Source organism: Pseudomonas sp. LBUM1640 (assembly GCF_059716225.1).
In genome coordinates this window covers 462889-484038 of sequence record NZ_CP166816.1, presented here as the reverse complement: position 1 = coordinate 484038, position 21150 = coordinate 462889, and the positions used below count along the sequence as shown (strand labels likewise).

Annotated in this window: 13 protein-coding genes and 1 pseudogene; 2 read left to right on the top strand and 12 right to left on the bottom strand. The window is 60.3% G+C overall.

Annotated features, from left to right (window positions below; all coding sequences use genetic code 11):
• Entirely contained in the window at nucleotides 1-3090 is a 3090-nt protein-coding gene (locus ACA065_RS02090; RefSeq protein WP_497693105.1) for a multidrug efflux RND transporter permease subunit, read from the top strand.
• Between the two features lie 59 nt (nucleotides 3091-3149).
• On the opposite strand, the gene ACA065_RS02085 is transcribed toward ACA065_RS02090, so the two are convergent.
• The 9 genes from ACA065_RS02085 to pilM all read right to left on the bottom strand — a co-directional run bounded on the left by ACA065_RS02085 (nucleotide 3150) and on the right by pilM (nucleotide 16297).
• Entirely contained in the window at nucleotides 3150-4568 is a 1419-nt protein-coding gene (locus tag ACA065_RS02085; RefSeq protein ID WP_497693104.1) for an FAD-dependent oxidoreductase, read from the bottom strand.
• Between the two features lie 32 nt (nucleotides 4569-4600).
• Complete coding sequence (gene gltB / locus ACA065_RS02080; protein ID WP_497693103.1) at nucleotides 4601-9046, bottom strand: glutamate synthase large subunit; 4446 nt, start codon at nucleotides 9044-9046, stop codon at nucleotides 4601-4603.
• A gap of 353 nt (nucleotides 9047-9399) precedes the next feature.
• Nucleotides 9400-10971: an SPOR domain-containing protein gene (locus ACA065_RS02075; protein ID WP_497693102.1), complete on the bottom strand. Its 1572-nt coding sequence runs from the start codon at nucleotides 10969-10971 to the stop codon at nucleotides 9400-9402.
• A gap of 10 nt (nucleotides 10972-10981) precedes the next feature.
• Nucleotides 10982-12082 (bottom strand): 3-dehydroquinate synthase, encoded by a 1101-nt coding sequence (aroB, locus tag ACA065_RS02070; RefSeq protein WP_497693101.1) that lies wholly within the window; start codon nucleotides 12080-12082, stop codon nucleotides 10982-10984.
• A gap of 124 nt (nucleotides 12083-12206) precedes the next feature.
• A complete protein-coding gene (gene aroK / locus ACA065_RS02065) occupies nucleotides 12207-12725 on the bottom strand; it encodes a shikimate kinase AroK (protein WP_017138567.1) in 519 nt (172 codons plus the stop codon).
• A 4-nt stretch (nucleotides 12726-12729) separates the two neighbouring features.
• Nucleotides 12730-14055: a type IV pilus secretin PilQ gene (locus ACA065_RS02060; protein ID WP_497695287.1), complete on the bottom strand. Its 1326-nt coding sequence runs from the start codon at nucleotides 14053-14055 to the stop codon at nucleotides 12730-12732.
• A 69-nt stretch (nucleotides 14056-14124) separates the two neighbouring features.
• A complete protein-coding gene (locus ACA065_RS02055) occupies nucleotides 14125-15096 on the bottom strand; it encodes a pilus assembly protein PilP (protein WP_497693100.1) in 972 nt (323 codons plus the stop codon).
• Entirely contained in the window at nucleotides 15093-15644 is a 552-nt protein-coding gene (locus ACA065_RS02050; protein ID WP_497693099.1) for a PilN domain-containing protein, read from the bottom strand. The genes ACA065_RS02055 and ACA065_RS02050 overlap by 4 nt, the downstream gene beginning before the upstream one ends.
• The gene (gene pilM, locus ACA065_RS02045; protein WP_497695286.1) at nucleotides 15641-16297 is read right to left on the bottom strand and encodes a type IV pilus assembly protein PilM; all 657 of its coding nucleotides are present in this window, start codon (nucleotides 16295-16297) and stop codon (nucleotides 15641-15643) included. Before pilM ends, ACA065_RS02050 begins: the two co-directional genes overlap by 4 nt.
• Nucleotides 16298-16515: 218 nt before the next feature.
• Here pilM and ACA065_RS02040 point away from each other — a divergent pair, with 218 nt between their 5' ends.
• Nucleotides 16516-18978, top strand: a complete 2463-nt coding sequence (locus ACA065_RS02040; RefSeq protein WP_497695285.1) for a penicillin-binding protein 1A — start codon at nucleotides 16516-16518, stop codon at nucleotides 18976-18978.
• 209 nt (nucleotides 18979-19187) lie between these two features.
• On the opposite strand, the gene ACA065_RS02035 is transcribed toward ACA065_RS02040, so the two are convergent.
• From ACA065_RS02035 to rpmE, 3 genes and pseudogenes are all read right to left on the bottom strand, one after another.
• Complete coding sequence (locus tag ACA065_RS02035; RefSeq protein ID WP_497693098.1) at nucleotides 19188-20456, bottom strand: malic enzyme-like NAD(P)-binding protein; 1269 nt, start codon at nucleotides 20454-20456, stop codon at nucleotides 19188-19190.
• Between the two features lie 190 nt (nucleotides 20457-20646).
• A pseudogene (locus tag ACA065_RS02030) lies at nucleotides 20647-20730 on the bottom strand (thermonuclease family protein); the annotation flags it as partial.
• A gap of 14 nt (nucleotides 20731-20744) precedes the next feature.
• Complete coding sequence (rpmE, locus tag ACA065_RS02025; RefSeq protein WP_005784030.1) at nucleotides 20745-20978, bottom strand: 50S ribosomal protein L31; 234 nt, start codon at nucleotides 20976-20978, stop codon at nucleotides 20745-20747.
• Between the last annotated feature and the right edge of the window lie 172 nt (nucleotides 20979-21150).

Sequence of the window (21150 nt, the reverse complement as noted above, 5' to 3'; positions counted from 1 at the left end):
ATGCCGCAATTCTTTATTGACCGCCCGGTATTCGCCTGGGTGATTGCCCTGTTTATCCTGCTGGCGGGTGTTCTGGCGATTCCACAGCTCCCCGTGGCGCAGTACCCCAACATTGCGCCGCCGCGCATCGAAGTCGTCGCCAACTACCCCGGTGCTTCGGCGCAGGCCATGGACCAAAGTGTCGTCAGCCTGATCGAAGAAGAGCTCAGCGGGGCTGATCACCTGCTGTATTTCGAATCAAGCAGCAGCCAAGGCACCGCCACGATCACTGCGACATTCAAGCCAGGCACCCCTGCGGATCTTGCGCAGGTCGATGTGCTCAACCGCCTGAAAGCCGTTGAATCGCGCCTTCCACAAGCAGTGATCCAACAGGGCTTGCGCGTGGAGAAAGCGTCCACCGGCTATCTGCTGTTCGTTTCGCTTATCGGCACCGACGAGACTGTCACCAGCATTGACCTCAGCGATTACTTGGCACGTAACGTCATCAACGAAATCAAGCGCGTGGAGGGGGTTGGGAAAGTCCAGTTGTTCGGGGCTGAACGAGCCATGCGTATCTGGGTCGACCCGCAAAAGTTGATCGCTTTCAACCTGACACCCGCAGAAGTCAACGCAGCAATCGCGGCTCAAAACACCTTGATAGCCGCCGGCAGCCTGGGCGAGTTACCCGCTGCCAATACCCAGGAAATCACCGCGACCGTCCTGGCTGAGGGCCAACTGTCGACCCCGCAAGCGTTCGCCGACATTGTGCTGAGAGCCGCGCCCAACGGGGCTGTCGTGCGCCTTGGCGATGTTGCCCGGGTTGAAATCGGCAGCCAGGAATACCAGTTCGGCACCCGACTCAATGGTCGACCGTCCAGCGAGTTGGGCGTGCAGCTGACGCCTGACGGCAATGAGTTGAGTACGGCAACACGCGTGCGCGAGAAGATGGACGAGTTGTCACGCTACTTTCCTGCCAGCATGAAGTACCAGATCGTTTACGACAGCTCGCCGTTCGTCAAAGCCTCAATTACTAAAGTGGTGTACACACTGCTCGAAGCCATGGTGCTGGTGTTCGCGGTGATGTACCTGTTCCTGCAAAATATTCGTTACACATTGATTCCGACCCTGGTTGTACCGGTCGCATTGATGGGCACCTTGGCGCTCATGTTACTGATGGGATTTTCCATCAATGTGCTGACCATGTTTGGCATGGTGCTGTCGATCGGCATCCTGGTGGACGACGCCATTGTGGTGGTGGAGAACGTTGAACGCATCATGCTGCAGGAGCGGCTCTCGCCCAGGGAAGCCACGCGCAAGGCGATGAAACAAATCAGCGGGGCTATCGTCGGCATTACTTTGGTGCTGGTGGCGGTATTTATCCCGATGGCATTTATGCAGGGGTCCGTCGGGGTCATTTACCAGCAGTTTTCGCTGACCATGGCCACATCCATTCTGTTCTCGGCGCTCCTTGCGCTGACTCTCACACCCGCGCTTTGCGCAACGCTGCTCAAGCCTGTGGCCGCGGGTGATCACACCTCTGCACGGTTCTTCGCCGGGTTCAACCGCCGGTTCGAACAACTGACCGAGCATTACCAAGGCTGGGTGACTCATGCCTTGAAACGCAGCGGGCGCTATTTGTTCATCTATGCAGCCCTTCTGCTCGTGCTGCTAGTGAGCTTCAGCCAGCTGCCCGCCTCGTTTCTTCCGAAAGAAGACAAGGGCTTTGTGATCATCGACATTCAACTCCCCCCCGGAGCGAACCAAAGTCGCACGGTAGAGGTCGTCAAACAGGTCGAAGCACATTTCGCCACGGAGCCTGCCATGGACAACAGCACATTCGTTCTCGGCTACAACTTTTCCGGCAATGGGCAGAACGCGGCGTTGGGTTTCGCGGTGCTCAAGGGTTGGTCCTGGCGGGGCAGTAATGACTCTGCAGCCGCAATCACCGACCGCGCCAACGCGGCCTTGAGTCAAATCAAGCAAGCCGAGGTGCTGGTGGTGTCGCCGGCACCGATTCGCGGTCTCGGCAGTTCCAGCGGGTTCGAGCTGCGTTTGCAGGATCGTGGCAGCCTTGGCTACGCAGCCTTGATGCAGGCTCGCAACGATTTACTGGAAGCGGCGCAAGCCAGCCCGATACTGACAGATATGCGCGAAAGCGCGCTGGCCGAAGCCCCCCAAGTCAAACTCGATATTGACCGCCGACATGCCAACGCGCTCGGCGTCTCCTTCGCCGACATTGGCAACCTGATGTCCACCGGCATCGGTTCGGCCTACATCAATGACTTCCCCAACCAGGGCCGTATGCAACGGGTGGTGGTGCAGGCCGAAGGCGACCAACGTCAACAGGTTAATGACTTGCTGAAGATGCACGTACGCAACAACGCAGGACAAATGGTGCCCCTTTCAACGTTCGTTAAAGCCACATGGACTCAAGGGCCTGCGCAATTGAACCGTTACAACGGCTACCCCTCGGTGAGCATCTCCGGCGAACCCGCGCCCGGTTACAGTACCGGCGAAGCCATTGCCGAAATCGAACGCCTGGTGGCCCAGGGGCGCGCGGGCATTGGGCAGGAATGGACGGGGCTGTCATTGCAGGAGCGCTTGTCCGGCAACCAGGCGCCGATCCTCATCGGCCTATCGCTGCTGGTCGTGTTCCTGTGCCTGGCGGCGCTGTACGAGAGCTGGTCGATTCCCACATCCGTGTTGCTTATCGTGCCGCTTGGTGTGCTTGGCGCTGTTCTGGCAGTCACGCTGCGCGGGATGCCCAACGACGTATTCTTCAAGGTCGGTTTGATCACGATCATTGGCCTGTCGGCGAAGAACGCAATCCTGATCATCGAGTTCGCCAAGACACTTTACGATGAGGGCCACGACCTGATCGACGCCACGCTGCAAGCCGCTCGGCTGCGGTTACGTCCAATTGTGATGACCTCGATGGCGTTTATTCTAGGCGTGGTGCCGTTGGCCATTGCCACCGGCGCCGGGTCGGCAAGCCAGCAAGCCATTGGTACGGGCGTGATCGGCGGGATGATCAGCGCAACACTGGCCGTGGTGTTTGTACCGGTGTTTTTTGTGGTGGTGATGAGGCGCGTTAAAAAACGTAAGCAATAAAACGCAAAAGCGGGCTTGTCCGTAAGGAACAAGCCCGCTTGTGTTAAGCGTACCGAGGCTTAAACGCCGAGGTAATCCAGGATCCCTTCAGCGGCATTGCGGCCTTCGAAGATGGCAGTCACTACCAGGTCAGACCCGCGAACCATATCGCCACCGGCGAAGATTTTCGGGTTGCTGGTCTGGTGCTTGTACTGGCCTTGTTCCGGGGCCACAACGCGGCCCTGGCTGTCGGTCTGGATCTCGAACTGCTCGAACCACGGCGCCGGGCTTGGGCGGAAGCCGAAAGCGATGACCACGGCGTCGGCCGGGATGATCTCTTCGGAACCCGGGATCGGCTCGGGGCTGCGACGGCCACGGGCATCCGGCTCGCCGAGACGGGTCTCGACCACCTTCACGCCTTCGACGCGGTCTTCACCGACGATAGCGATCGGCTGGCGGTTATAGAGGAACTTCACGCCTTCTTCCTTGGCGTTCTTCACCTCTTTGCGCGAGCCCGGCATGTTGGCTTCGTCACGACGGTAGGCACAGGTCACCGACTTGGCGCCCTGGCGAATCGACGTGCGGTTGCAGTCCATCGCGGTATCACCACCGCCCAGCACCACGACCTTCTTGCCTTTCATGTCGACGAAATCTTCCGGCGACTTTTCAAAGCCCAGGTTGCGGTTGACGTTGGCGATCAGGTAGTCCAAAGCGTCGTACACGCCCGGCAAGTCCTCACCGGCAAAACCACCCTTCATGTAGGTGTAGGTGCCCATGCCCATGAACACGGCATCGTATTCGGCGAGCAGTTGCTCCATGGTGATGTCTTTGCCGATTTCGGTATTGAGACGGAACTCGATACCCATGCCGGTGAACACTTCACGACGGTGGCTCAGTACGGTTTTTTCCAGTTTGAACTCGGGAATGCCGAAGGTCAGCAGGCCACCGATTTCCGGGTTCTTGTCGAACACCACCGGGGTCACGCCGCCACGCACCAGCACGTCGGCACAGCCCAGGCCAGCCGGGCCCGCGCCGATGATCGCGACACGCTTGCCGGTCGGCTTGACCTTGGACATGTCCGGGCGCCAGCCCATGGCAAACGCGGTGTCGGTGATGTACTTCTCGACCGAACCGATGGTCACCGCGCCGAAGCCGTCGTTAAGGGTGCAGGCACCCTCGCACAGACGGTCTTGCGGGCACACCCTGCCGCAGACTTCCGGCAGGGTGTTGGTCTGATGCGACAGCTCGGCGGCGGCGAGGATGTTGCCCTCGGCCACCAATTTGAGCCAGTTGGGAATGAAGTTGTGCACCGGGCACTTCCATTCGCAATACGGGTTACCGCAACCCAGGCAGCGGTGGGCCTGGTCGGCCGAGTGCTGGGGTTTGAAGGGTTCGTAGATTTCCACGAACTCTTTCTTGCGTTGACGCAACAGTTTCTTCTTCGGATCTTTGCGCCCGACATCGATGAACTGGAAGTCGTTATTCAGACGTTCAGCCATGTTAAAACCTCATCAAACTGTTCAGGCGCATATCACTGCGGGTTGGCACGGATGCTGGAAAGCAACGATTTCAGGTTGGCAGCCTTGGGCTTGACCAGCCAGAAACGACGCAGGTAATCATCGAGGTTTTCGGCGAGGTTACGCCCCCATTCGCTGTTGGTTTCCTCGACGTACTCGTCCAGCACGTGCTGCAAGTGGTTCCGGTAGGACTCCATGGCTTCGCCGCTGATCCGCTGGATCTCGACCAACTCGTGGTTGACCTTGTCGACGAAGGTGTTGTCCTGGTCGAGCACGTAGGCGAAACCGCCGGTCATGCCCGAACCGAAGTTGTAACCGGTCTTGCCCAGTACCGCGACAAAGCCCCCGGTCATGTACTCGCAGCAGTGATCGCCCGTGCCTTCCACCACGGTGTGGGCACCGGAGTTACGCACGGCGAAACGCTCACCGGCCGTACCGGCGGCGAACAGCTTGCCACCGGTAGCGCCGTACAAGCAGGTGTTGCCGATGATCGCGCTTTCCTGCGACTTGTAGACGCTGCCGATTGGCGGAACGATCACCAGCTTGCCGCCGGTCATGCCCTTGCCCACGTAGTCGTTGGCATCGCCTTCGAGGTACATGTTCAGGCCACCGGCGTTCCACACGCCGAAGCTCTGGCCCGCAGTGCCCTTGAAGCGGAAGGTGATCGGCGCCTTGGCCATGCCTTGGTTGCCGTGCTTGCGCGCGATTTCGCCGGAGATGCGTGCGCCGATCGAACGGTCGCAGTTGCAGATATCCAAGGCGAAGTCGCCACCGCTGGCGTCGTTGATCGAGGAGCTGGCCATTTCGACCATCTTCTCGGCCAGCAGGCCTTTGTCGAACGGTGGGTTGCGGTCAACCTGGCAGAATTGCGGCTTGTCTGCCGGGATGTGATCGCTGCCCAACAGCGGCGTCAGGTCCAGGTGTTGCTGCTTGGCGGTCTGGCCTTCGAGGATGTCGAGCAGGTCGGTACGCCCGATCAGCTCTTCCAGCGAACGCACGCCCAGCTTGGCCAGCCACTCACGGGTTTCTTCGGCGACGTAGGTGAAGAAATTCACCACCATGTCGACGGTGCCGATGTAGTGATCCTTGCGCAGCTTCTCGTTCTGAGTCGCGACGCCGGTGGCGCAGTTGTTCAGGTGGCAGATGCGCAGGTATTTGCAGCCCAGCGCGATCATCGGCGCAGTACCGAAGCCGAAGCTTTCGGCGCCGAGGATCGCCGCCTTGATCACGTCGAGGCCGGTTTTCAGGCCGCCGTCGGTCTGCACCCGGACTTTGCCGCGCAGGTCGTTGCCGCGCAGGGTCTGGTGGGTTTCGGCCAGGCCGAGTTCCCACGGCGCGCCGGCGTACTTGATGGAGGTCAGCGGCGAAGCGCCGGTGCCGCCGTCGTAGCCGGAGATGGTGATCAGGTCGGCATAGGCCTTGGCCACGCCGGCGGCGATGGTGCCCACGCCGGCTTCTGCTACCAACTTCACCGAGACCAGCGCCTGCGGGTTGACTTGTTTCAAATCGAAAATCAGCTGCGACAAATCTTCAATCGAGTAGATGTCGTGGTGCGGCGGCGGCGAAATCAGGGTCACGCCCGGCACTGCGTAACGCAGCTTGGCGATCAAACCGTTGACCTTGCCGCCTGGCAGCTGGCCGCCTTCACCGGGCTTGGCGCCCTGGGCGACTTTGATCTGCAGCACTTCGGCGTTGACCAGGTATTCCGGGGTTACACCGAAACGGCCAGTCGCCACTTGCTTGATTTTCGAGCTCTTGATGGTGCCATAGCGCGCCGGGTCTTCACCGCCTTCGCCGGAGTTGGAACGCGCACCCAGGCGGTTCATGGCTTCGGCCAGGGCCTCGTGGGCCTCAGGCGACAAGGCGCCGAGGGAAATACCGGCGGAGTCGAAGCGCTTGAGGATCGATTCCAGCGGCTCGATTTCGCTGATGGCCAGCGGCGTGTCCAGGGTCTTCACCTTGAACAGGTCACGGATCATCGACACCGGGCGGTTATCCACCAGCGCGGTGTATGCCTTGAACTTGGCGTAGTCGCCCTGCTGCACGGCGGCTTGCAGGGTGCTGACCACGTCCGGGTTGTAGGCGTGGTATTCGCCACCGTGCACGAACTTGAGCAGGCCGCCTTGCTGGATCGGCTTGCGCGCGCTCCAGGCTTCGGCGGCCAGGGCTTTCTGTTCGGCTTCGATGTCGACGAAACGCGCACCCTTGATGCGGCTCGGCACGCCACGAAAGCTCAGCTCGCAGACTTCTTCGGACAGGCCGATGGCTTCGAACAACTGCGCGCCGCGATAGGACGTGACGGTGGAGATGCCCATCTTCGACAGGATCTTCAACAGGCCCTTGGTGATGCCTTTACGGTAGTTCTTGAACACCTCGTAGAGGTCGCCCAGCACTTCACCGGTACGGATCAGGTCACCGAGCACTTCGTACGCCAGAAACGGGTACACCGCCGACGCGCCGAAACCGATCAACACCGCAAAGTGATGCGGGTCGCGGGCGGTGGCGGTTTCGACGAGGATGTTGGAGTCACAACGCAGGCCTTTTTCGGTCAGGCGGTGGTGCACCGCGCCAGTGGCCAGCGAGGCGTGAATCGGCAGCTTGCCTGGGGCAATGTGGCGGTCGGTCAATACGATCTGGGTGCGACCGGCACGCACGGCTTCTTCGGCCTGGTCAGCGACGTTGCGCACAGCGGCTTCAAGGCCCAGGCTCTCGTCGTAGTTCAGGTCGATGATCTGGCGGTCGAAGCCTGGGCGTTCCAGGGTCATCAACGAACGCCACTTGGCCGGGGAAATGACCGGCGAGCTGAGGATCACACGGGAAGCGTGCTCAGGCGATTCCTGGAAGATGTTGCGCTCGGCACCGAGGCACACTTCCAGCGACATCACGATGGCTTCACGCAGCGGGTCGATCGGCGGGTTGGTCACCTGGGCGAACTGCTGGCGGAAGTAGTCGTACGGCGTGCGCACGCGCTGGGACAGCACGGCCATCGGCGTGTCGTCGCCCATGGAGCCAACGGCCTCGTAGCCTTGCTCGCCGAGCGGGCGCAGCACTTGGTCACGCTCCTCGAACGTGACCTGGTACATCTTCATGTACTGCTTGAGCTGGTCGACGTCGTAGAAAGCCGAACCGTGGTCGTTGTCTTCCATGGTCGCCTGGATACGCAGGGCGTTCTTGCGCAGCCATTGCTTGTACGGGTGACGCGACTTCAAGCGGTTGTCGATGGCGTCGGTGTCGAGGATCTGCCCGGTCTCGGTGTCCACGGCCAGGATCTGGCCAGGGCCTACGCGGCCTTTGGCGATAACGTCTTCAGGCTTGTAGTCCCATACGCCGATTTCCGACGCCAGGGTGATGAAACCGTTGGTGGTGGTGACCCAACGCGCCGGGCGCAGACCGTTACGGTCGAGCAGGCACACCGCATAGCGGCCGTCAGTCATCACCACGCCGGCCGGGCCGTCCCACGGCTCCATGTGCATCGAGTTGTACTCGTAGAACGCACGCAGATCCGGGTCCATGGTTTCGACGTTCTGCCACGCAGGCGGAATGATCATGCGCACGCCACGGAACAGGTCGATGCCGCCAGTGACCATCAGCTCAAGCATGTTGTCCATGCTGGAGGAGTCGGAACCCACGCGGTTAACCAGCGGGCCGAGCTCTTCGAGGTCCATCAAGTCGTTGGCGAACTTGGTGCGACGGGCCACGGCCCAGTTGCGGTTGCCGGTGATGGTGTTGATCTCGCCGTTGTGGGCGAGGAAGCGGAATGGCTGGGCCAGCGGCCATTTCGGCAGGGTGTTGGTGGAGAAGCGCTGGTGGAACACGCAGATTGCGGTTTGCAGGCGCTCATCGCTCAGGTCTGGATAGAAGGCGGTCAAGTCCGCCGGCATCATCAGGCCTTTATAAATGATGGTCTTGTGCGAAAAGCTGCAGATGTAGTGGTCGGTATCGGCGGCGTTGGACACCGACGAGCGACGACGCGAAGTGAACAGCTTGATCGCCATGTCCTGGTCGCTCAGGCCATCGCCTGCGATGAACACTTGTTCGATCTGCGGCAGGCGCTCAAGGGCCAGGCGGCCGAGCACGCTGGTGTCGATTGGCACTTTGCGCCAGCCGACGAGCTGCAGGCCGGCAGCCAGAATCTCGCGGTTCATGTTCTCGCGAGCGGCTTGGGCTTTAACCGGGTCCTGGTTGAAGAACACCATGCCCACGGCGTATTGCTTGGGCAGGTCGACAGCAAATTGTTCTTTTGCGACAGCGCGCAGGAACTGGTCGGGCTTTTGAATCAGCAAGCCGCAACCGTCACCGGTTTTGCCATCGGCGTTGATCCCACCGCGGTGGGTCATGCAGGTCAGGGCCTCGATGGCCGTTTGCAAAAGGGTATGACTGGGCTCGCCCTGCATGTGGGCTATCAGGCCGAAACCGCAGTTATCCTTGAATTCATCGGGTTGGTACAGACCTGCTTTCATAGACACTTTCTCACCAGGCTGCCTCTTATACCGAGGCAAATTTCTTTTCAATTCAACCGGTTACCTTCCACGCCGAACGTACGCCGGCTTAGCGGGGGCAAAAGGGAGGTCATTGTACACACCGACACGAACGCTCACAAATTTAGCGACGAAATGTCGCAAATCTATGTCGCATTTATGAAAGGTTTAAAGCGATATGCTGTGCTAGTCAAAACTTTTTTAATTCTGACCGCTACGACTCAAAAGCTACTATGACGCAGACACCACAAAGCGCGCGGTCTCTAGAGACAGCACGCACTTGCGGATTTTTTTGAGGTGCCGGGAGAGGCGGCCTGGGTAAGGCCGCCGAATCTTCAGCGAGTTGTTGCGAGTTCTTGTTGAACGCTGGCAACAGTGCGAGGCCAAGGTTTACCAGCCTGAACCTTCGCTGGCAAGGCCTTGATAGCGGATTCAGCTGCTGCACGGCTGGAGAAGTTGCCGTAAGTGATCACGTAGAGAGGCTTGCCGTTGAGCACTTTCTTGAAATAACGGTACTCGCCGCCCTGCTCTTTCACGAACGCCTGAGCGTTGGCTTCGGAGCTGGTGCCAAGGATCTGCACTACGAAGTTGCCGGTCGGCTGGCTGGTGTACCAGCTGCTGCCGGCACCGCCTGCTTTGGCGACAGTGGCCGCTGGTTTTTCAGCAGGCTTGGCAGCCGGTGCCGGCTTGGCGGCTGGCGCAGGTGCGACAGGCTTGGTAACCGGTGCTGGCTTGGCGGTGGCGACGGTGGGTGCTGGGGTCGGCTTGGCAACCGGAGCAACCGGAGCAGCCGGCTGACCGGCTGGTACGCCGGCAGGTGGCGCGGTAGTGGTCACAGTCGGCGGCGTGGCGCTGGAGCCTTCCACCGGCACACCGTCGTCGCCTTCGGAGATGCCGCCGGCTTCTTCGGCGAGCGGGCCGCGCATCACAGGCTGGCCGACCATCGGCAGGTTGGTCGGCTGACCGGAGTTGGCAAATTCGACATTTGGCGTGGGCTTGCCCAGTGGCAACTGCGCCTGTTCGGTTGGCGCGCCGGCGGTGGCGGGTGCCTTGCTGCGACCCGGGATCAACCAGGCGGCGGCGACAGCGACCACGACAACGGCGGAAATAGCCAATACGTGCTTCTTAGGCATAGTAAACCCCATCTTTGGACGCTTAACCGCAGAGCGGCTTGCAATCATGGCTTCGATCAAGGCATCCCGGGCAACCTGGTTGATGGTGCCAGGCCAGCCGTCGGAGCTTTCGTGAATATCAGAGATCTGCGAAGCGGAGAAAAGTTCGATGCCCGCCCCGGCGCCTTCAAGGCGTTGAGCCAGGTATTCGCGGGTTTCTTCCTCTTCGTACGGCTGCAATTCGATGACGTGGAACAGCTCCTGGTCGCCACTGATCTGCTCCAGATCGGCGATCAACGAAGACTCGCCAAACAGGAACACATGCGGGCGACCTTCAGGCGTACCCGCCGCCAGCGCCAGCAGCGCTTCCAGAGCGGACTCGTCCAACTGCTCGGCGTCGTCCACCAACAGATAGACTTCCTGGCCGGTCAGGCCCAGTTGCACCACTTGTTTGAGGATCGCGTTCGGCTCGGCCGTGGCCACGTTCAGCGCCTGCGCGACTTGGCGCAACACTCCCGCCGCATCACCGGCGCCACGGGCCGACACCACCACGCTCTGTACCGATTGCTTGTTGGTGCTGGCAACCAGCGCCTGGCGCAGCAAGGTCTTGCCGCTGCCCAACGGGCCGGTGACCACCAGCAGCAGCTGGCTGTAGCGCGCCAAATGGTGCAACTGGCCGAGCACCGGCTTGCGCTGGGCAGGGAAAAATTTGAAGCCAGGCACCCGTGGAGCAAAAGGGTCGTGGCTTAACTGGTAATGGCCGAGGAACGCCTCGTCGGCATGCAAACTAGTCATCGGGATCTTATTAACCTTTAAGCTGGGCCAGGGCGCGGTAATCCGCTCCCAGCGTGGCCTGTAAAATCTCTTTCGGATAATCGTCGGTCACTACCGCTTCGCCCATCTGGCGCAGGAGCACCAGTCGCAGGCGACCGTCGATCACTTTCTTGTCTATTGCCATATGCTCGAGGAAATCCGCCTCGGTCATCTCAGTAGGTGGAACGACCGGCAAACCGGCGCGCTGGAACAGGCGGATGCCGCGATCACGCTCTTGGGCGCTGATCCAGCCCAGGCGCTGCGACATGTCCAATGCCATCACGGTGCCAGCGGCCACGGCTTCCCCATGCAACCACACACCATAGCCCATGTGCGTTTCGATCGCATGGCCGAAGGTGTGACCCAGGTTCAGGGTGGCCCGTACGCCGGACTCCCGCTCGTCGGCATTCACCACCAGCGCCTTGGCGGCGCAAGAGCGGGAAATCGCCTCGGTCAGTGCCACTTGGTCCAGGGCGCGCAAAGCGTCCATATGTTCTTCAAGCCATGTCAGAAACGGCTCGTCGCAGATCAGCCCGTACTTGATGACTTCCGCCAGGCCCGCCGACAGCTCGCGCGGCGGCAGGGTGTTGAGGGTGGCGGTGTCGATCAGCACCGCTTGAGGCTGATAGAACGCGCCCACCATGTTCTTGCCCATCGGGTGGTTGATGCCGGTCTTGCCGCCCACCGACGAATCCACCTGGGACAACAAGGTGGTCGGCACCTGGATGAAGTCCACGCCGCGCTGGTAACAGGCCGCCGCAAAACCGGCCATGTCACCGATCACGCCACCCCCCAGGGCGACCACAGTGGTACGTCGGTCATGGCGCGCAGTCAGCAGGCCATCAAAGATCAATTGCAGGGTTTCCCAGTTCTTATGGGCCTCGCCGTCAGGCAAGATCACCGAAATCACCGAGTACGCCGCCAGGCTGCGGCTCAGACGCTCAAGATACAACGGCGCGACCGTTTCGTTGGAGATGACCGCCACCTGCCGCCCGGCAATATGCGGTGCGAGCAACTCGGGCAGGTCCAACAAACCTTCGCCAATATGGATTGGGTAGCTGCGCTCGCCTAGATCGACCTTAAGTGTCTGCATGTGTCCCCGCGTGAAGATGTCTGTACGATCGGCAACGCTCGGATCTGACGTCGCCTGATGGCTCTGCGCCACACCCCGAAGGCTGATAGCGCGCCGCCGAGAATAGCGCATTTCGGGCCTGGCTTTAACGGGGTGGCAACTGCTGCAAGCGCTCAAGAATGTCGAGAACGACCATTCGTGGCGGCCGCTCATCGGTTTCTACCACCAGATCGGCGATTTCCCGATAGAGCGGATCGCGCAACGTCAGCAGATCCCTGAGGGTTTTGGCCGGGTCGGCGGTGCGCAACAACGGGCGATTGCGATCGCGGGCGGTGCGGCCCACTTGCTGCTCGACCGACGCATGCAAGTACACCACGCGACCACCGGCATGCAGCGCCCGGCGATTTTCGTCGCGCATGACTGCGCCGCCGCCGGTGGCCAATACCACGCCGTCGCAGCCGCACAGCTCGGCAATCATTGCCTGCTCGCGGTCGCGAAAGCCCAGTTCGCCTTCCTTATCGAAGATCCATGGGATATTGGCGCCCGTGCGCAATTCAATTTCCTTGTCGGAATCTTTGAATGGCAGGCGCAGCTCTTTGGCCAGCAAACGGCCGATGGTGCTTTTTCCAGCCCCCATCGGTCCTACAAGAATCAAATTTCGCACAGAATCAACGACTCACAGCAATCGCCTGGTTATTCATAATACGCGGAGTCAGGAATACCAGCAGCTCGGATTTTCTTTGCGCAACAACATCGCGCCGGAAAAGGCGGCCAAGATACGGCACATCGCCTAAAAATGGCACTTTATCTACCACTTTGCTTTGGGTATTGGAGAAAACCCCACCAATGACGATGGTCTCGCCATCCTTGACCAACACCTTGGCGTTGACTTCGTTTTTCTTGATCGGTGGCACGTCGTTGAGCTTATTCAAATAGTCAGGCTCATCCTTGGTGACCTTGACCTCCATGGTCACCCAGCCATCAGGCGTGATTTGCGGGGTCACTTCCAGTGACAGCGAAGCTTCCTTGAAGGACACCGAAGTGGCGCCTCTGCCGGTAGATTCCTGGTAGGGAATCTCGGTGCCTTTGAGGATACGCGCGGTCTCCTTATCGGAGGTGACGACCTTGGGCTGCGAGACGATTTCGCCATTGCCGGTTTTCTCCATGGCCGTCAGCTCCAGGTCCAACAGCAGGTTGTCGGTGATATAGGCAATGCCCAAGCCTGCAGTGCCGGTGAGTGAACCCAAGTCGACAAACGGCGAGCTGGATGGGTTTGCCGGTGGTTCAGCGCCCTCGGCCAGCGGCTTGCTGATGCCGCCCGCGCCCCAGTTGCCACGATTAAGGCGCCCACCCCAGCGCACGCCCAGGCTTTTGTCGTAATCGACATTGGCTTCGACGATCCGCGCCTCGATCATCACCTGGCGCACGGGAATATCCAGCTGGGCCACGATCCGTCGCAGCTCTTCCAGCCGCTCGCCGGTCTGGTAGGCAATGATGTTATTAGTGCGGTCATCCACCGCCACCGAGCCGCGCTCATCGGCGATGCCATCCAGGCTCGTCACCGACTGGAACAACTTGGCCAGGTCCGCAGCCTTGGCGTAATTGACCTGCAACAGCTCGCGGCGCAATGGCGCCAGTTCGGCCATCTGCTTGCGCGACTCCAACACCAGCAGCTCACGGGCGGCCAGTTCTTCGGCGGGCGCTACCAGCAAAACCCCCGCCTTCACGCGCTTGTCCAACCCTTTGGTTTGCAACACCAGGTCCAGCGCCTGGTCCCAGGGCACGTCCTTGAGTCGCAGGGTGATTGAGCCTTGCACCTCGTCGCTGGTCACCAGGTTAAGCCCGGCGACATCCGCAATCTGTTGCAATACAGCGCGGACATCGATGTTCTGGAAGTTGAGGTTCAGTGTGTCACCGTTATAGGCGCCTAGCGCCGCGCTGCCAGGCGGCGGCAGCTGGATCAGATCCACACGGTTGGGCACAGCAAAGGCCATCGGTGCCGTGAACGCTATCCATAGCGCCACACCGAAGGACGAGAAAGTCCTTTTCATTGTTTGATTCCGTTATGAGTTGACGTTTAACACGAGGGTTCGCGAGCGTTCCAGCCATACGCCCTGTTCATCCGGGAACAATTCGGCCAGTTCGATGTGGCCTGCATGAATGGCCGTGACTCGGCCATGGTTGGGCCCCAGGTAGTCGCCGACCGCAAGCCGGTGCACGCCAGAGGCTGCGCGTAGCAGGGCGAAGGTCTGCAAACCACGAGATAATGTGCCGACCATTTCGAACTGGTCGACGGCCAAGCTTTCCAGGGTTCCACGCTCCCGGGTAAGGTCCGGCGCATGCGCCGGCCGGCCAGACAGGTAGTTTTCCTGCAGGCTTGGCGGCTGGAAAGGGTCACGCAGGGAGGCTGCATCGTAGACAAATCGCTGCCCCTGCTCGACAACTTGGGCTGACTTAACGCGCGGCGATGTGCTGCGATAAGTCTTGGCCAGCAGATCAAGGCGCAGCAACGACCCATCAGACCTGAGCACAACATCATGCACGGTGACGATCCGCGACAGCCCACCCAAGCCACTCACAAATGTCGCCAGGTCGTGGTAGGTGCCAAACGCACCGAGCTGCACCGGTTCCTCGATGTAGAGCGGCAGAGACTGCTCGCCCAGCACCGTGACGCCCTCGACCACCAAACCGTTGGCAACCGCCAGCCGAGCAATGTCTTCGAGCAAGCCAGGCACGTCCGATTCGCCGGGCAATTGCCGCAAAAGCCCTTCGACTTGTTCCTGCATCACCTGAGCCTGACGGGCTTGGCCCTCAAGACGGTCTGCCAGGCCAGCCTGTTGCGTGAGTGCATGCTGCAGCGCCACTGCCTGCGTTTGCAGCGTGTTCAGCCGCTCACGTGCCGGGGCCAGTAGCCAACCATCGCCCACCAGCCAAACCACAGCCGCCAGCGCGCAGCCGAGCAGAACCTTACTCGGCAGGGGCCATTTAGCAGCGTTGTGAGAAAGCGTGGACACGTCGAGCCTGGGCAGGCTCAAGGTTGGGCCTCTGTGGATTCGCCTTGGCGCACCATCAATTGAAATTGGTTGCCGCCACCCTGACCTTCCGCACGCACATGCTGCAGCCGAGTGGCGTGGGCGCCTTCAGACGCTTCCAGGCGGCGCATCAGTTGGGCGATATCCTGGCTGGACTCAGCACTGCCGCTGACACTGACAGTATTACCCTTGGCGACAACTTCATGCAGATGCACCCCATCGGGCACCGCGCGGGCCAACTGGTCCAATAGCTGGGCGCTGGCCGAGCGGGATTCGTGAAGGTCCTGCACAACCTTCATGCGCTGGGCCAATTGCTGGCTTTGCTCCTGAAGGTCGCCGATGGTCTTGATGCGCGAGTCCTGAATGGTGATTTCTTTGTTCAGGTGATTGTTGCGCGTCACCTGCCGGTCTATCGCCTGATCGATGACTTGATCCGCCAGCCACACCGCCGCGAGCGCCACACAGGCGAACGCCAGCAAAAACCCCAGGAAGTATTTACGCCGCCGCTCTGCCAGCGCCTGACGCCATGGCAAAAGATTGATTCGTGTCATCCAGCGAAACTCCTCAGGGCCAACCCGCAAGCAATTCCCATCCCGTGGGCATCCACGGCCCATTGTGCGCCATCGACTCGATGGCCCGGCGTGAAGCTGGCGAAATCCTGACTGCAAGCGCGCTCCAATGCAAACCCTTCGACATCGACTACCCGCGTCACCAGCCCGGCCGAGGCCAAAACGGCTTCGCGGGCCTCGACCTGCTCCTTGAGACACGCAGCCAGTAACACCTCGACCCGCGCGGGGTCCTGGGCGGATGGGCCGCGCACCTGGAAATCAATGGCGACGTCATCGAGCGGGTAAGGAATGTACTGATCGGCTTCCATCTGGATCGTCCAAACCATCTCCTCATCACTGAGACCTGCTGCCATTTCAATCACCCGCGTGATGACCGAAGGGCCGGCCACAGCCACAGCCGCCTGCCGGGCCGAGGTAGGCAACCGAGATAATGCCTGGCGCAGCACCTGCCCTATCGCGTCGAGGTCCAACAGGGTGCCATCGACGACCGCGTTGGCGGGCAACCGCTGGGTGACGTAGCCCTGAACACTGTAGCCACGGGCTGAACGGCCCAGCTCAATGAGTTTGATGCCGGTGTCATTGATATCGACGCCGAGCACGGTGTCGACTTTTCGCCTGAAAAATCCCTTTCTCATAAAACTCCCTAAAACTTTGCCTGTCATACCGCCTGATTGCCGCCGGGCATCGTGCATTCGGTCGACTTGTTTGAGCGGTGCGAATGACGCCCCAGGCCGAAAATGCTTTAATGCCCAGCGTTTTTTCCCGCTTTTTCTGCTGCTCGGGTCGATCCATCGTTTGTAATGCATGCCCCGACGCGTAACTCATTCTTTTCTCTGGAAATCCAAAAGCCTTGATTCGTCTGCTGAAGTTTTTCGGGTACTCCATTGTCGCGATCGTCTGCGGGCTGATGCTCGTACTCAGCGGGGCCTACCTCTACCTTAGTCCGGGTTTGCCCTCCGTAGAGGCACTCAGAAGTATCCAGTTGCAGATTCCTTTGCGGGTCTACAGCAGCGATGAAAAACTGATCGCGGAGTTCGGCGAAATGCGCCGCACCCCGATTCGTTTCGCCGACATTCCACCCAATTTCATCAATGCCCTGCTGTCGGCTGAAGATGATAATTTCGCCAACCACTACGGCGTAGACCCGGGCAGCCTGGTGCGCGCGGCCACACAGTTGGTAAAAAGCGGACACATTCAATCCGGCGGCAGCACCATCACCATGCAGGTGGCGAAGAACTTCTTCCTCACCAGCGAACGCAGTTTTTCGCGTAAAGCCACCGAAATCCTGTTGGCCCTGCAGATTGAACGCCAGCTGACCAAGGACGAGATTCTTGAGCTGTACGTGAACAAGATCTACCTGGGCAACCGCGCCTACGGGATCGAAGCGGCTTCCCAGGTTTACTATGGCAAGTCGATTCGTGACGCCAGCCTGGCACAGATGGCAATGATTGCCGGCCTGCCCAAGGCCCCTTCGCGCTTCAACCCACTGGCCAACCCGGCGCGCAGCAAAGAGCGTCGCGACTGGATCCTGGGGCGCATGTTCAAGCTGGGCAAAATTGACCAGGCCGCCTATGAAAGCGCCGTGGCCGAACCGCTGAATGCCAGCTATCACGTGCCGACGCCGGAAGTGAACGCCCCCTACATCGCTGAAATGGCGCGGGCCGAGATGGTCGGCCGTTATGGCAGCGAGGCCTACACCGAAGGCTTCCGCGTAACCACGACCATTCCGAGCAACCTGCAGGAAATCGCCAACAATTCGGTACGCGACGGCCTCGTCACCTATGACCAGCGCCACGGCTACCGCGGCCCCGAATCACGCCTGCCGGGCAAAACCCTGAGCGCCTGGACCACTGAGCTGGGCAAGCAGCGCCCGATCAGCGGCCTGGAGCCGGCCATCGTCACCCAAGTGAAGAAAGATGGCGTGCAAGTACTGACCCGCACCGGCGAAGGCCATGTGTCGTGGGACAGCATGAAGTGGGCGCGTCCCTTCCTGAATACCAACAGCATGGGCCCGATGCCCAAGCAGCCGTCGGACGTGGCGCAGGTGGGTGATTTGATCCGCGTGCAACGCCAGAAAGACGACAGCCTGAAATTCAGCCAAGTGCCCGTGGCTCAAGGCGCCTTGGTGTCCCTGGACCCACAGAACGGTGCGATCCGCGCCCTGGTCGGCGGTTTTGCCTTCGAGCAAAGCAACTACAACCGCGCCACCCAGGCCAAGCGCCAGCCGGGCTCGAGCTTCAAGCCGTTCGTCTACAGCGCCGCACTGGATAACGGCTACACCGCCGCCAGCTTGGTCAACGACGCGCCGATCGTGTTCGTCGACGAGTACCTGGACAAGGTTTGGCGCCCGAAGAACGACACCAATACCTTCCTCGGCCCGATCCGCATCCGCGAGGCGCTGTACAAGTCGCGTAACCTGGTATCGATCCGCTTGTTGCAGGCGATGGGCGTGGGCAAGACCATCGACTACATGACGCGCTTCGGCTTCGCCAAGTCGGACCTGCCGCCAAACCTGTCCCTGGCGCTGGGCACCGCAACCCTCACACCGATGGAAATCGCCACCGGCTGGAGCACCTTTGCCAACGGCGGCTACAAGATCACGCCGTACCTGATCGACAAGATCGAAAGCCGCAATGGCGACACCCTGTTCACCGCCAACCCGCCACGCGTGCCGGGTGACGTGGTCAATGGCGTGGCCGCACCCGATGGCATCGCGGCACCGAACAACGGCGGTATCACCATTGAGCCGACGCCAGGTACAGCACCCGCCGCAAATGCCGCCGCGCCGACCGAACCACAAGTACCCGCCGTCGCCGAACGCGTAGTGGATGGCCGTACCACCTATATCCTCAACAGCATTCTGGAAGACGTGATCAAGAAAGGCACCGGCCGTCGCGCCCTGGCCTTGGGCCGCGCGGATATCGCGGGCAAGACCGGTACGACCAACGACTCCAAGGATGCCTGGTTCTCCGGCTACAACGCCGACTACGTGACCACCGTGTGGACCGGCTACGACCAACCGGAAAGCCTGGGCCGCCGTGAGTTTGGTGGCACCGTCGCGCTGCCGATCTGGATGAGTTACATGGGCGCGGCCTTGAAGGACAAACCGCTGCACACCCAGCCTGAGCCGGAAGGCATCCTCAGCCTGCGGATTGACCCGGTGAGTGGCCGTGCGGCATCGCCAAGCACGCCGAACGCGTACTTCGAGCTGTTCAAGAGCGAAGACACGCCGCCGTCGGTCAACGAGCTGGGCAATGGCGTTGCACCGGGCAGCCCGCTGCCGGCTGATGAGGCGGCGCCGATCGATTTGTTCTAACCCGATCTTCGGCTCAGCGCAGATCCAATGTGGGAGCGGGCTTGCTCGCGAATGCGGTGTATCAGTATCAGATGTGTTGACTGATACACCGCTTTCGCGAGCAAGCCCGCTCCCACACTTGGATCTTCATCAGGCCCAAGCGAATCACCCGCCACAAAAAAGCCCCGACTCGTAAGAGCCGGGGCTTTTTGTTGGTGCGCTACAACAGCTTAGCCGTTGAACACATCATCCACGCTTTGCAGCGGGTAGTGCTTCGGATACGGCAGGGTGGCCACACCGGTCTCGATGGCGGCTTTGGCCACGGCATCGGAGATCAGGGTGATCAGGCGCTTATCCATTGGTTTCGGGATGATGTACTCACGACCGAATTCCAATTTGATACCGCCGTAGGCGTCGCACACTTCCTGAGGAACAGGCAGTTTGGCCAGTTCACGCAGGGCGTTGGCGGCAGCCACTTTCATCTCTTCGTTGATGCGCTTGGCGCGAACGTCCAGGGCACCACGGAAGATGAACGGGAAGCCCAGCACGTTGTTGACCTGGTTCGGGTAGTCCGAGCGGCCGGTGGCCATGATCACGTCGTTACGGGTGGCGTGGGCCAGCTCCGGCGAAATCTCTGGGTCCGGGTTGGAGCAGGCGAACACAATCGGGTTGGCCGCCATGGATTTCAGGCCTTCGGCGCTCAGCAGGTTCGGGCCGGACAGGCCAACGAACACGTCTGCACCGTTCAGGGCGTCGGCCAGGGTGCGCTTGTCGGTCGCGTGGGCAAACATCGCCTTGTACTGGTTCAGGTCGGTACGCTCGGACTGAACAACGCCCTTGCTGTCGACCATGAAGATGTTTTCCAGCTTGGCGCCCATGCTCACCAGCAATTTCATGCAGGAGATGGCCGCAGCGCCGGCGCCCAGGCAAACGATTTGCGCGTCAGCCAGGGTTTTGCCGGCGATTTCCAGGGCGTTGATCATGCCGGCCGCGGTAACAATTGCGGTGCCGTGCTGGTCATCGTGGAATACCGGGATGTCGCACTGTTCGATCAGGGCCTTTTCGATCTCGAAGCACTCAGGTGCCTTGATGTCTTCCAGGTTGATGCCACCGAACGTGATGGAAATGCGCTTAACCGTGTCGATGAAAGCCTGCGGGCTTTCGGAGTCGACTTCGATGTCGAAAACGTCGATGCCGGCAAAGCGCTTGAACAGCACGCCTTTACCTTCCATGACTGGCTTGGAAGCCAATGGGCCGAGGTTACCCAGGCCGAGAATCGCGGTGCCATCGGAAATCACTGCAACCAGGTTGCCTTTGCCGGTGTACTTGTACGCCAGTTCAGGGTCGCGGGCGATTTCACGTACGGGCTCGGCAACGCCAGGGCTGTAGGCCAGCGACAGGTCGCGGGCGGTGGCAGTGGCTTTGGTGAGCTCTACACTCAGCTTTCCTGGACGAGGATGGGCATGATATTCGAGAGCGGCAGTTTTCAAATCAGACATATCGGCATTCCGCTTTTACTGTTGGTCGACGGACCGCCGAGGATACGCGTGTCGCAAAGTCCCTACAAGACTGGGCAGTCACAGGTGTCAAGGGCCCTGCGCTACGACTTTTGGCCAAGAGCCACGAGATACAAGGGCTCAACTGTTCACAATCGAATTAAAAAATGTCTACAATTTTTTATTCAAACGTCGATTTTGCGACGCTCCGCCAAATCGCAGACACAAAAAAGGCGCCCACTAGGGACGCCTTTTTCAACAGCTGGCAAAAACCCAAAGGGCTTTTGAGCCTTACTCTGCTGGAGTAGCAGCAGGCTTCTTGCCGAAAGCACCAAAGCGATCTGCGAAGCGCTGTACACGGCCGCCGGTGTCCAGAGTTTTCTGCTTACCGGTGTAGAACGGGTGGCACTCGTTGCATACGTCAGTACCCAGTGGCTTGCACAGGTTCGAACGCGTTTCGAACTTGTTGCCGCAGCTGCAGGTTACTTCGATGGTTTCGTACGCTGGATGGATATCGGCTTTCATGGTGACTTCCTCGGGCTGGCGTGCCGCCACTCGACACTATTGTCGAATACCGCACGTAATTAGGCCGCGGATTCTACCAGACCTTTTTAAACGCGCAAGCGGCGCTTCCGGCCGATTTCCCACATATGAGCCCCTTTCATCAGAAAAACTGCCGGTTCACCACATCCCCTTG

Bases quoted from the DNA above. Each gene is read 5' to 3' on its own strand.
- rpmE (WP_005784030.1), bottom strand. From the start codon at position 20,978: ATGAAAGCCGATATCCATCCAGCGTACGAAACCATCGAAGTAACCTGC.
- ACA065_RS02050 (WP_497693099.1), bottom strand. From the start codon at position 15,644: ATGACACGAATCAATCTTTTGCCATGGCGTCAGGCGCTGGCAGAGCGG.
- ACA065_RS02090 (WP_497693105.1), top strand. From the start codon at position 1: ATGCCGCAATTCTTTATTGACCGCCCGGTATTCGCCTGGGTGATTGCC.
- aroB (WP_497693101.1), bottom strand. From the start codon at position 12,082: ATGCAGACACTTAAGGTCGATCTAGGCGAGCGCAGCTACCCAATCCAT.
- ACA065_RS02035 (WP_497693098.1), bottom strand. From the start codon at position 20,456: ATGTCTGATTTGAAAACTGCCGCTCTCGAATATCATGCCCATCCTCGT.
- ACA065_RS02060 (WP_497695287.1), bottom strand. From the start codon at position 14,055: ATGGCCTTTGCTGTGCCCAACCGTGTGGATCTGATCCAGCTGCCGCCG.
- ACA065_RS02085 (WP_497693104.1), bottom strand. From the start codon at position 4,568: ATGGCTGAACGTCTGAATAACGACTTCCAGTTCATCGATGTCGGGCGC.
- pilM (WP_497695286.1), bottom strand. From the start codon at position 16,297: ATGAGAAAGGGATTTTTCAGGCGAAAAGTCGACACCGTGCTCGGCGTC.
- ACA065_RS02075 (WP_497693102.1), bottom strand. From the start codon at position 10,971: ATGACTAGTTTGCATGCCGACGAGGCGTTCCTCGGCCATTACCAGTTA.
- gltB (WP_497693103.1), bottom strand. From the start codon at position 9,046: ATGAAAGCAGGTCTGTACCAACCCGATGAATTCAAGGATAACTGCGGT.